Below are 11,711 nucleotides of genomic sequence, written 5' to 3' on the forward strand. Positions count from 1 at the left end.
AAGTATTTTAAAAAAAACCTTATTTTTCGATCGTTTGCGCAAACAATGTGCAATACGTTCAGAAAAACCACTAATTCACGGTGCTTTTCATGAACTATAAGGTTAGTTAATTGGTAAGTCCCACATTGTACTATAAATTAATAGGGTAATATTTGAACGTGTACATGGAATAACGAGGGGTTTGCATGAAGGTTTCAGAATTTAAAACCGCGGGAAAACTCATTACGGGCCTTGGCGCTATAAAAGCCCTCCCCGATGAAATGTCGAGATTATCTATAAAGGAATGTGCCATTGTTACTGACAAGGGCGTTTCTTCATCAGGTCTTCTTGATCAAATACTCACACTATTGCCCTCATCACCATTACTCGTTATTGATGACATTCCACCAGAGCCTGAAGTAAATATCATAGAGGAAAAATTAGCGGAGCTTCGCGAGGAGCAGGTAGACGGAATTATTGCCCTTGGTGGAGGTAGTGCTATTGATAGTGCGAAAGTACTTGCAGCTACATACGATCATACTGGCCCCCTCAGTGAACTCTTCGGTGAAAATACGCTTTCGAAACGACGTCTGCCCCTAATTGTTATTCCAACTACCGCAGGTACAGGTTCTGAGGTCACCAATATTGCCATATTATCTGATCCTGTAGCGCAAATGAAAAAAGGCATAGTAAGTCACTGCTTATTACCCGATGTTGCTATTGTTGCACCGGAGATGACAAAAACATGCCCACAGTCTATTACAGCAGCGAGCGGTATAGATGCATTTGTTCACGCGCTTGAAGCATATATAAGTGTTAATGCCAGCCCGATAACCGATGCCCTAGCAGAGAAGGCACTTAAGCTTATCTTTGCTTCATTACTTCACGCTTATAACAATGGTGAGAACTTGTCAGCACGTGAAGATATGGCCACCGGCAGCTTAATGGCAGGTCTTGCGTTTGGAAACGCAGGCGTAGGGGCAGTACATGCACTGGCTTATCCTTTAGGTGGTCGATTTCATTTGTCACATGGCATGAGTAACGCAGTCATGCTACCGCATGTGTTGAAAGTAAATGCGCCGTTTTGCCAAGACAAACTTTATAGTGTGGCTAAACTTCTAAAAGTCTGTGAGCGTCATCACTCAAAAGAAGAGGCAATTAAGCTGTTGTTAAGTGCCATAGAAAAACTCTGTCGAGATGTAGGCATACCCGCTTCACTTACTCACTTTAATATTTCGCCTTCATGTGTGGGTGAATTAGCAGAAGAAGCGAGTAAAGTAACTCGCCTTCTTCGCAATAATCCCAAGCAATTGAGCATTGAAGAGATTGAAGATATCTATCGACTTGCCTTTTAAAGCGGTCTTACCCACATATTTCTAAAGCTTACTAAATTGCCGTGGTCTTGTAATTGAAGTGGCGCGCATCCGTGGGCTTTATACTTAGGTGCTCCAATCCATTCTGTTGTCCCTTGGATTTCAGTGTGGTTCTGAACGACTACGCCGTTATGTATTACGGTGACATAGCCTTTCGTTACTAGCGCTTCACCGTTAAAGGTGGGGGCTTTGTATATAATGTCGTAAGTTTGCCATTCGCCAGGCGCTTTCATAGCATTAACCAAGGGAATGGTTTGCTTATAAACACTTGCCGCTTGACCATTGGGATAGGTCTTATTGTGATATGAGTCCAAGACTTGAATTTCATATCGCTGCTGTAGGAATATACCGCTGTTATTACGCTGTTGTCCTTGCATACCCACTTCTGGCTGCGGCACTTTCCACTCTACGTGCAACTGAACGTCACAAAACTCCGCTTTTGTTTTGATATCGCCCGTTCCCGGCTTCACCGTTAATACACCATTTTCTAGCGTCCACTTAGCATCACCTTCCTTAACTGAAGTCCAGTTAGATAGGTCATCACCAATTAAAGAGATGGCATCAGAGGGAAGGCCTGCCTTATCAAAAGAAACCACTTCAGGAACAGGTTCCCAAACTTCTGTTTTAGCGGCCTGTTGTTCGCGGGTTAACCGCGATTCGCTTTTCTCAGTATCTGCATCTGTCGTTGCGCATGCAGAAAGTGGCATAAGCAAAGCCACTGTTGAAGCGACGCGTGTTTTATTCATTGTGTCAGTACCTTGTGTTATCCGTTATATCACTGCGTTGTGTTTGGCAACTACGATGCGCTAACTTAGGTTGCCCACGCTTTGTCGCCCTTCTTATAAGGGAATGCACCGTCGTAACGCCCCGGAATTGCGACATATCGAAGTACTTTAGTCGCGCCAACTTGAGACGTGAAAAAGCAATAAAGCGTTAGCTGTTTGAGTAACGTAAAGTAGTGAGGAGTTGGCTCATCAGTACCTGGCTCCCACTGACTTGGCTTACCGGTTTCAACGCCTTGATAAACACCGTTAGCCAAGTTCGCCGCCTTAGCTTCTACATCTAGATCGTTAAATAGTGCCTCTCGCTCTTGTTTGTTAAGCTGGACAAACTGCTTATTGAAGCGAGTCTGACTCAAAGAAGATATTTTTTTTATGCCATCAAGAAAGGTCTTTTGAAGCAAAGGTGTGTAACAATCGCTTACTAAAACAGCCATCGTTGCGCCTACGTTGGCCGCTTTTGCTCCAGGTGTGTCGGTTTGCGGAATAATCACCTCACCCATTTCGTTAAGTAATGCCACATCTTTTTCATTGAACAAGGTATTGCTGAGTGGCACCGCAGGAATGTCGTTATAGGCAAACACATTTCCAGCAAACAATGCCGTGCCCGTGGCGGTTGCAATGAGTTTAAGTAGTTCTCTACGCTCCATTATAGATTTCCTCGCTTTAACTCTTCTACGGCAAAGTCTGCAGCTCTAGCCGTTAACGCCATATAAGTCAGTGAAGGGTTAACACAGCTGGCCGATGTCATTGCCGCACCATCGGTCACAAATACATTGGGTGCATCCCAAACTTGGTTGTGCGCATTTAGCACGGAAGTTTTAGGATCTCTCCCCATTCGCGCGGTGCCCATTTCATGAATGCCCATGCCGGGCGCGTAGTCTGCATCCCAGCCTTGAACATTTTTAAGGCCTGCCGCCTCAAACATCTCAATGGCGTCTTGCTGCATGTCCTTACGCATCTTGAGCTCGTTTTCTTTAATCTCTACGTCCATCGCGAGTACCGGCAAGCCCCATTTGTCTGTGACTTTTTTGTTCAAGTACACTTTGTTCTCGTGATACGGAAGAATTTCACCGAACGCTGTCATGCCTATTGTCCAAGGGCCAGGCTCGGTTATCGCGTCTTTAAGTCCGGCACCTATACCAAGCTCAGCTATGTCTTTGCGCCAACCTGAACGGCTTGCGCCGCCTTGATAACCAAATCCACGCAAGTAGTCTCGTTTATCACGTCCCCAGTTTCTAAACCTTGGCACATAGAAGCCACTCGGTCTGCGACCGTAGGTATATTTGTCGTCAAAACCTTCAACTTCAGCTGAAGCACCTACTCTAAAGTGATGATCCATAACGTTGTGACCCAACTCGCCGCTGCTGCTTCCTAAGCCACCGTCCCATACGTCTGTGGCAGAGTTCATCAGTACCCACGCCGAGTTAAGTGCTGACGCATTTACAAAGATGATCTTGCTTTTAAATACATAGGTCTCGTTGGTTTCTGCATCGATAATTTCAACGCCAGTCGCGCGTTTCTTGTCTTTGTCGAACAAGATTTCTTTTACAATCGAGAAAGGTCGAAGGGTTAAGTTACCTGTTTTAACCGCAGCAGGAAGCGTAGACGCTTGCGTACTGAAATAGCCACCGAAAGGACAACCCAGCCAGCACTTGTTACGGTATTGGCAATGAACACGCCCTTCTTCGGGTTTGCTCTGCGTCATGTTAGACGTGCGGCCATTGATAATGTGGCGCGCCCCTTCATAGGCCTTTCTTACCCGCGCCGCAACACTTTCCTCTACAATGTTCATAGGCATTGGCGGCTGGAAGACACCATCTGGCAATACATCCAAGCCATCGCGATTACCACTGATACCCGCGAATTTTTCTACATAGTCGTACCATGGCGCCAAATCTTCATAGCGAATGGGCCAATCGACCGCGATACCTTCTTTAGCATTGGCTTCGAAATCTTCTTTATTAAAACGGTAGCTTTGACGTCCCCACAGGAGTGAGCGTCCACCTACGTGGTAGCCTCTATACCAGTCAAACCGCTTGTCTTCGGTATAAGGATTTTCTTTTTCATTTGCCCACATACCGTACGTTTTTTCATTCAGCGGGTAATCGCGTTTAAGCACTGGATAATCCGCTTTCATTGCCTGAGTAGGCAAATCACGGTGAGGATAATCCCAGTCTTCTTTATGTGCGTTTTTATAGTCTTTGATGTGTTCTATATTTTGGCCACGCTCCAGCATAAGTACTTTTAAGCCCTTCTCTGTCAGCTCTTTAGCCGCCCAACCACCACTGATACCAGATCCAATCACAATTGCATCGTATTCGTTACTCGCCATAACACGTCCTTAAAACTTTATTCGTCGCGGTGCTTGCTTGCACGTTACACATCACAGATTTCAATCGCTTGCTGTAGCGACGCTATTCTGTTTGCTTTGGTTTTCGGTGTGGGTATAAATTCTTGTGCTAAATAGCCCTTAAATCCGGTCTGCACTATGGCCTTAGCAATGGCTTTGTAGTTGAGTTCTTGTGAAGCATCTATTTCATGACGCCCTGGCACGCCAGCCGTATGGTAGTGCCCAAAGTATTGATGGTTATCTTGGATTGTACGAATGATATCTCCCTCGTTAATCTGCATATGGTAGATATCGTAGAGCAATGAGAAGTGTTTAGAGTCAAGGCGTTTGCACAGCTCTATTCCCCACGCAGAATTGTCGGCCATGTAATCAGGGTGGTCGACTTTGCTATTGAACAGCTCCATGAAAATCACTACATTGCGTTTTTCAGCATAGGGTAAAATGCGCTTTAATCCTTTCACCGCATTTTCAAGCCCATCTTCTCGTGACATGCCTCTGGCATTTCCGCTAAAGCAGATTAGATTTGTGTACCCTGCATCAGCGACCAAGTCGATGTGCTTTAAATAGCGCGCTTCTAGTTCATCGTGCAGTTCAGCGTGAATAAAACCATCTTTAAGGCTAATTTCAGCGCCGTTACACATAGAAGAGTCGATGCCGTATTGCTTTAGTACTGGCCAATCTTCTGGGCCTACCAAGTCAATGGCACCAAAACCTAATTGTGTGACGGTTTGGCACAGCTCCTCGATGCTTAAATCGCCATACGTCCATCGGCTTACAGAATGATTCACATTGCCTTTAAGCGATGTTTTCTTCACATGGCTACCTTTTGTACTGTGAGTGCTCGTTAAGGCTGGCGTGGCAGCGACTAAACCAGAACCTGCCAAACCCGAGCCGACTATTCCAGCGCCTGTCATTGCCATGCTCTGAAGTAATTTCCTGCGCGTAATGCTATGCATCGACATCTACCCTCTCCTTTTTGAACAGAACAGCAAATAGCACTAATACAAGGGCGGCGAATGCTGCTGGGAATAACCAAATCTGTTGCCAACTATGTGTACCTGACTCTAACGTGTAGGTGTCAGTAATTGCGCCAGCTACAGCGAAACCCACCAGCATACCCACACCATAAGTAGCCAGCGTAATTAGCCCTTGCGCTGCACTTTTTATGTTTTCTCCTGCTTTTGCATTGGTATAAATTTGTCCTGACACAAAGAAGAAGTCGTAACAAATACCGTGCAGTGCAATACCAATAATAAGCATGAACAAGCCTTCGTCAGCGTTACCGAATGCAAACAGTGCATAACGAACAACCCATGCGCCCATACCAATCACCAACGTGGCTTTGATGCCGAAACGGTTCAAAAATACTGGCAGGGCCAACATAAACAATACTTCGGATACTTGACCCAATGTCATCTTGCCCGTGGCATTTTCAACACCTATTTCGGTTAGGAAAGGGTTTGCATTCTGGTAGTAAAACGCCAGTGGAATACAAATAAGTACTGAGGATATAAAGAACACAAAGAAATTTTTGTCTTTTAACAGTGCCAACGCATCTACACCGAGAATATCCGAAATGGTTACTGCTTTACCGCTAGATTGAGGCGGCGTGTTTGGCAATGTAAAACTGAACATGCCCAACATTAGCGAGGCAACACTGCACAATAAGAATGTGTTTTTGAGCATACCATCGGCAATAGATTGGGCAGAATCCCATGAGAAGACATAGCTAATCATAAGGCCTGCCACAATCCAGCCGATAGTGCCCCACACACGAACTTTTCCGAACTCTTTTGATGGGTCGACCATTTGCCCGAATGACACTGAGTTGACCAAAGCTAGTGTAGGCATGTATGCAATCATGTACGCCAACACATAAGGGTAGAAGCTGGCAAAATCGCTCGCTTGGTACATTAAGTACATAAGCACGGCACCAACAATATGCAAAACACCAAGGATCTTTTCTGCATTAAAGAATCTGTCGGCAATAAGGCCCACGATGAAGGGAGCAATAATGGCCCCCCAACTCTGGGTTGAGAAGGCCATGCCGATTTGCCCGCCATTGGCAGACAGGGTATTCGATAAATACGTGCCTAATGTTACAAACCAGCCTCCCCAAATGAAGAACTGAAGAAACATCATCAAACTAAGGCGTAGGGTTATCATAGTTATTGTTATCCTGTTGATGGCGCTTAACGCTCAAGCCCTAAAATACGATTATTCTTCGCTTCACTCACTTCACCACCAGCAAAATCGTCGAACGCGTATTTGCTTGGCTCTATAATATGTGAAGCAATGAAAGGCGCGCCTTCAGCAGCGCCTTGCCCACTGTCTTTCAAGCAGCATTCCCACTCTAGTACTGCCCAGCCGGTGAAGCCGTACTGGGTAAGCTTGCTGAAAATACCTTTGAAATCGACTTGACCATCGCCAAGGGAACGGAAACGTCCCGCGCGGTCTTGCCAGTTTTGATAGCCGCCGTACACACCGTTTCTGCCGTTCGGATTAAACTCGGCGTCTTTGACGTGAAACATTTTGATCCGGCTGTGGTAGCGGTCGATGAAGTCAAGGTAGTCAAGCTGCTGTAAAACAAAGTGACTTGGATCGAAAAGAATGTTTGCGCGTGGGTGGTTATCTACTGCTTCTAAAAACTGTTCGAACGAAGCGCCATCGTGCAAGTCTTCCCCTGGGTGAATTTCGTAGCATACGTCAACACCCGCATTGTCGAATGCATCGAGAATGGGTTTCCAACGCTTAGCCAATTCAGCAAAGCCTTGCTCAACCAAGCCAGCCGGACGCTGAGGCCACGGGTAAACCAAGTGCCACATTAATGCACCAGAAAAGGTGGCGTGAGCTTTCAATCCCAAACGCTTGCTGGCAATAGCCGCACATTTCAGCTGATTAATTGCCCACTCGGTTCGCTCTTGTGGCTTGCCGTGCAAGTGCGCCGGCGCAAAGTTATCGAATAACTCGTCGTAGGCGGGGTGAACCGCCACTAGCTGACCTTGTAAGTGCGTAGAAAGCTCAGTAATTTCTACGCCAGCGTCTTTACACATTTTAGCGATGTTGTCGCAATACTCTTGGCTCTCAGCCGCTTTTTCTAAGTCAAACAGACTAGGATCGGTTGGTACCTGTATGCCCTTGTAACCAAGCGACGCTGCCCACTTCGCCATATTCTCGAGCGTATCGAATGGCGCATCTTTTCCCATAAACTGGGCAAGGAAGATAGCAGGCCCTTTTATTGGTTGTTGGTTAGTAGCCATAAGCGCTCACCTTTTTCATTGTATGTTGTAATTGCATTACTGCGTTCCTTCCTGACTAACCGACTCCCATTTGGTGTCGCTGTCAGTACTGGCAAGCATGGCATCTATAAATACCATTCCGCGTATGCCTGAATTTATTCCCGGAACACCTTCAGCTTTGCCTTTTTGATTCGCCCGTACCGCCTTAGCAAAATCGGTATACAAGTTTGCCATTGCTTCTAAGTAGCCTTCAGGGTGACCAGCTGGAACACGACAACGTGCAGATGCCTCGTCGCATAAGCCCACTTGCCCCTGGCCTGCTCTGAACACTTGATAAGGCGCATCAATAGGGCGATAGATGACGGAGTTTGGCTCCATTTGACGCCATTCCAAGCCACCTTTGTCACCGTAGACGCGGATCTTCAATGCGTTTTCTTCACCGGCGCATACCTGTGAAGCAATGAGCACGCCCGACGCGCCCTTCTGAGTTTTAATAAGCGCGGCGCCATCATCATCTAAACGACGCCCTTCGACGTGCGTATTCAACTCGCCACATAGCGAAGTAATACTGTCGTTCAGTACAAACTCAACCAACCCAAAGGCATGAGTGCCGATGTCGCCCATCGCCCCTGTTGCCCCGGAAATGGCAGGGTCGGTACGCCACTGTGCTTGCTTATTGTGCGTTTCTTCTTCGCCAGACAACCAGCCCTGCGGATACTCCACATATACTTTTCGAATGTTGCCCAGCTTACCGCTTTCAACAAGATGACGTGCTTGCCATACCATAGGGTATCCAAGGTAGGTATGGGCCAAGCCATATAACGATTCACCAGCGTGAATAGCATCCTGAAGCTCTTTTACTTCTGCAAAGCTAACGCCTGCTGGTTTTTCACAGAACACGTGAAAGCCTGCCTTAATTGCGGCAAGTGAAATAGGGACGTGAAGATGATTAGGCGTTACGATAACGACAACCTGCATGCGCTGCTGCTCAGGCAACTTAGCTTCTTCTTCTACCATTGCCTGCCAACTGTGGTACGTGCGCGATGCGGGTACATTCAACGTCGAAGCAGTACGTGTATTATTGTCTTCATTGCGGCTAAAAGCGCCACACACCAACTGATAGTGCCCATCTAACCCTGCAGCATGACGATGCACCGCACCGATAAACGCGCCTTCTCCGCCCCCGATCATACCCATTCGAATTGGTTGCATTGAAAATCCCCTGTGTGTAAACGCACTCTTGGTGTTACTGATGCAACAAAATGTAACCCGTTACATTTTAATGGTCAACACAAAAAATATCATTTCATTAATCTTAGGTTTACATTTGAGGCGAAAAGAGGAGTTTGAAAGAGGAAAAGCGAATGAATTTCAACCAAATCTTATTTTTATACCTATGAGAATTTACACAAACCCTTCAAATAACCTTTGAAGTTTTAATGAAAATGGGTATTCTCTCATCTTAAATGAAAACGGTTACATGCTTTTTTCGCGCAAAAGTTGAATTTCCTACCTACGTATACAACACGCAGTTGGCGAGTTGGGTTTACAATGCGCGTGCGAACTCACAAACAATAATGACGTAAATGGCAAATATTAGAGATGTAGCAGACAGTGCCGGTGTATCGGTCGCTACCGTGTCAAGAACATTGCAACAACCTGAGCGTGTTTCTCCTAAAACGCGCAACAAGGTGATGGCTGCGGTTCAGGCTGTTGGATACAAACCTAACTTAATGGCGGTTAAGTTTCGCTCGGGCAAAACGCATAATTTGGTGGTGCTGGTTCCCACCGTCGCGAACGTATTCTTTGCTCGTGTTATAAGCGGCATGCAGGAAGCAGCGGCTGAATTAGGCTATTCCATTTTACTCGCCAATACCCTTGGTAACAGTGAAATTGAAAGCCATTACGCCAAGATGGTAAGTACTTCACAAGCTGATGGACTTATTCAGCTGCGTGCGTTTAACCCTTTTGATACCTCGATGATTAACGATAACGGCCTACTTCCCATGGTTAATGCCTGTGAGGTAATTGATGATGGCCAATACCCCGTTGTTTCCCTAGACAACCGCGCTGCGGCCAAAGCCATGACCGAGCATCTTATTTCTTTAGGGCACACGCGCATTGCCATGATCAAAGGGCCTAATTCTAGCCCGCTGACCCAAGAACGCTTGGCGGGATACAAAGATGCCCTAGAACAGGCCAATATTACCTTTGATGAAGGCATGTTATTCCCAGGCGACTTTACTTTACAGGCTGGGTACAACGCTGGTGAAACCATCAGTCGTCTTCAAAAGAGACCCAGCGCCGTGTTCTGTGAGAACGATGAAACCGCTATCGGTGCCATGCAGGCTTTTAAGCAAGCTAACCTACACGTACCGAACGATATTTCGGTGGCAGGCTTCGACGACATTGCATTCTCGGCATTTGTCGACCCGCCGTTAACAACCATTGCCCAACCGGCAGAAGAGTTTGGAAGAACGGCGGTTACGCTACTGGTGGACTTACTTAACGGAAAAGTTCGCAAGGCCCCAAAAGTGATTATGCCGTTTGAACTTATTGTGCGAGAGAGTACGGGCAAAGCTTAGGGATAACTGATAAGAGCAATACGCCATCAACTATGCACTACGACAGACAAGGAGCAAGCAGTGAATTTAAGCAAGAACAACTTAAATAACGACGCGATACGAAATGCGACCAGTAAACTTGATTCGGACGTTTCAAGACGACAGTTCATGAAATATGCGTCTGGTTTATTGGCGGCTATGAGTGCTCCTGCTGTTTTGGCAGATACTAGTTTGGCTCAGGGGCATGGTGGCGATAAAGGAGCTATGATGAAGAGCATGCATAAGAGTGCTGTTGGTCTGCAGCTTTATACCCTTAGAGATATTATGAAGGTAAGTGTGCCGGCTACGCTGAAATTGGTTGCTGATGTTGGTTATTCTGAAATGGAATTTGCTGGCTATTTTGACCACAGTGCGAAAGAGATTAAGCAACTTCTTGATGAAAATGGCCTTACTGCACCTTCGGCACATATTCAGTTAGACGCGTTCGATACTAACCTGTCACAAATTTTAGATGACGCACAAACCGTTGGTCACAAGTACCTGGTGGTGCCCTGGCTAAGCGAGGCCCAGCGTGGCACGGGCATTGCGCCTTACCAAGCCCTTGCCGATAAACTAAACACCATTGGTGAAGCCTGTAAGAAAGCCGGTATTACCCTTGCCTACCACAACCACGATTTCGAGTTTGAGGTACGCGACGGCACCACACCCTTAGATGTGCTTATAACCCAGACCGACCCTGACCTTGTTGCCATGGAACTTGATTTGTATTGGACGGTTAAAGCGGGCAAAAACCCCATTGATTACTTTAAGCAGTACCCTGGCCGTTTTAAGCTTTGGCATGTAAAAGATATGGCCGAAGACGGCAGCTTTGCTGATGTGGGCACAGGCACGATTAACTTTAAAGAGATATTCGCGCACGGCAAGTTAGCCGGTATTGAACACAAATTTGTAGAGCGGGATCAAACCACCGACCGCATTGCCACCATTGAGCAAGGTTTTAAAGCAGTAAGTGCACTTAATAAAGGCGTTAGCTAACGCTTTTGACCTTGCCGTGGTTATAATGGGCACACAGTAACAACATCATAATAGTAGTAATTTTATGAGTGAACTTTTCAGTGCCCTTTCTCGCGCATTAAGCCCCTATTACACCGAAATGAGCATTATGCTTATGGCCACCATTTTAGTGGTGTACGGCGACCTGATTAACGGCCATGTAAAACGCATACTGGCACCTTACCATTTCACCATTCGCGTTAGCTTGTTTGTAGTGCTGTGCGCCTTCGGCTATGGCGCACTAACCTTATACGGCGCCCCCTTTTTGAAACACACCCTAGCCTACCTACCCTGGCAGTACCAAGGCGCAGGCTATGTGGCATCATTTCTATTGATTGGTTTTTTGGCGGAAAGACGTAGGTATATTTGAT

Annotated in this window: 11 protein-coding genes; 4 read left to right on the forward strand and 7 right to left on the reverse strand. The window is 46.4% G+C overall.

The window, feature by feature from the left end; all coding sequences use genetic code 11:
- Positions 1–185: 185 nt before the first annotated feature.
- Positions 186–1,334 carry an iron-containing alcohol dehydrogenase gene (locus tag GVO63_RS17655; protein ID WP_159581594.1) on the forward strand — a complete coding sequence of 383 codons (1,149 nt, stop codon included), beginning with the start codon at positions 186–188 and terminating at the stop codon, positions 1,332–1,334.
- Here the strand turns inward: GVO63_RS17655 and GVO63_RS17660 are convergent.
- The 7 genes from GVO63_RS17660 to GVO63_RS17690 form a co-directional block, all read right to left on the reverse strand.
- On the reverse strand, positions 1,331–2,098 hold the full coding sequence (locus GVO63_RS17660; protein WP_159581596.1) for a DUF1080 domain-containing protein: 768 nt from the start codon (positions 2,096–2,098) through the stop codon (positions 1,331–1,333). The two genes, GVO63_RS17655 and GVO63_RS17660, sit on opposite strands and share 4 nt — an antisense overlap.
- 65 nt (positions 2,099–2,163) lie before the next feature.
- On the reverse strand, positions 2,164–2,781 hold the full coding sequence (locus GVO63_RS17665; RefSeq protein ID WP_159581598.1) for a gluconate 2-dehydrogenase subunit 3 family protein: 618 nt from the start codon (positions 2,779–2,781) through the stop codon (positions 2,164–2,166).
- The gene (locus GVO63_RS17670; protein WP_159581600.1) at positions 2,781–4,466 is read right to left on the reverse strand and encodes a GMC oxidoreductase; all 1,686 of its coding nucleotides are present in this window, start codon (positions 4,464–4,466) and stop codon (positions 2,781–2,783) included. Before GVO63_RS17670 ends, GVO63_RS17665 begins: the two co-directional genes overlap by 1 nt.
- Before the next feature lie 44 nt (positions 4,467–4,510).
- Positions 4,511–5,440: a hydroxypyruvate isomerase family protein gene (locus tag GVO63_RS17675; RefSeq protein WP_159581689.1), complete on the reverse strand. Its 930-nt coding sequence runs from the start codon at positions 5,438–5,440 to the stop codon at positions 4,511–4,513.
- Positions 5,433–6,650, reverse strand: coding sequence for a nucleoside permease (locus tag GVO63_RS17680; protein ID WP_201281929.1), 1,218 nt, complete (start codon positions 6,648–6,650; stop codon positions 5,433–5,435). Before GVO63_RS17680 ends, GVO63_RS17675 begins: the two co-directional genes overlap by 8 nt.
- A 26-nt stretch (positions 6,651–6,676) precedes the next feature.
- Positions 6,677–7,744: a sugar phosphate isomerase/epimerase gene (locus GVO63_RS17685; protein ID WP_159581602.1), complete on the reverse strand. Its 1,068-nt coding sequence runs from the start codon at positions 7,742–7,744 to the stop codon at positions 6,677–6,679.
- A gap of 36 nt (positions 7,745–7,780) precedes the next feature.
- Positions 7,781–8,935: a Gfo/Idh/MocA family protein gene (locus tag GVO63_RS17690; RefSeq protein WP_159581604.1), complete on the reverse strand. Its 1,155-nt coding sequence runs from the start codon at positions 8,933–8,935 to the stop codon at positions 7,781–7,783.
- 374 nt (positions 8,936–9,309) lie between these two features.
- Between GVO63_RS17690 and GVO63_RS17695 the strand changes: the two genes are divergently transcribed.
- From GVO63_RS17695 to GVO63_RS17705, 3 genes are all read left to right on the forward strand, one after another.
- Positions 9,310–10,308, forward strand: a complete 999-nt coding sequence (locus tag GVO63_RS17695; protein WP_159581606.1) for a LacI family DNA-binding transcriptional regulator — start codon at positions 9,310–9,312, stop codon at positions 10,306–10,308.
- A 60-nt stretch (positions 10,309–10,368) separates the two neighbouring features.
- Entirely contained in the window at positions 10,369–11,322 is a 954-nt protein-coding gene (locus GVO63_RS17700; protein ID WP_159581608.1) for a sugar phosphate isomerase/epimerase, read from the forward strand.
- Positions 11,323–11,386: 64 nt separating this feature from the next.
- Complete coding sequence (locus GVO63_RS17705) at positions 11,387–11,710, forward strand: DUF3392 family protein (RefSeq protein WP_014947959.1); 324 nt, start codon at positions 11,387–11,389, stop codon at positions 11,708–11,710.
- Position 11,711 lies beyond the last annotated feature (1 nt).

Source organism: Alteromonas sp. KUL106 (assembly GCF_009811415.1).
Classification (GTDB): Bacteria; Pseudomonadota; Gammaproteobacteria; order Enterobacterales; family Alteromonadaceae; genus Alteromonas.

Coding starts and splice junctions, on each gene's coding strand:
- GVO63_RS17655 (WP_159581594.1), top strand. CDS start 186: ATGAAGGTTTCAGAATTTAAAACCGCGGGAAAACTCATTACGGGCCTT.
- GVO63_RS17660 (WP_159581596.1), bottom strand. CDS start 2,098: ATGAATAAAACACGCGTCGCTTCAACAGTGGCTTTGCTTATGCCACTT.
- GVO63_RS17665 (WP_159581598.1), bottom strand. CDS start 2,781: ATGGAGCGTAGAGAACTACTTAAACTCATTGCAACCGCCACGGGCACG.
- GVO63_RS17670 (WP_159581600.1), bottom strand. CDS start 4,466: ATGGCGAGTAACGAATACGATGCAATTGTGATTGGATCTGGTATCAGT.
- GVO63_RS17675 (WP_159581689.1), bottom strand. CDS start 5,440: ATGCATAGCATTACGCGCAGGAAATTACTTCAGAGCATGGCAATGACA.
- GVO63_RS17680 (WP_201281929.1), bottom strand. CDS start 6,650: ATGATAACCCTACGCCTTAGTTTGATGATGTTTCTTCAGTTCTTCATT.
- GVO63_RS17685 (WP_159581602.1), bottom strand. CDS start 7,744: ATGGCTACTAACCAACAACCAATAAAAGGGCCTGCTATCTTCCTTGCC.
- GVO63_RS17690 (WP_159581604.1), bottom strand. CDS start 8,935: ATGCAACCAATTCGAATGGGTATGATCGGGGGCGGAGAAGGCGCGTTT.
- GVO63_RS17695 (WP_159581606.1), top strand. CDS start 9,310: ATGGCAAATATTAGAGATGTAGCAGACAGTGCCGGTGTATCGGTCGCT.
- GVO63_RS17705 (WP_014947959.1), top strand. CDS start 11,387: ATGAGTGAACTTTTCAGTGCCCTTTCTCGCGCATTAAGCCCCTATTAC.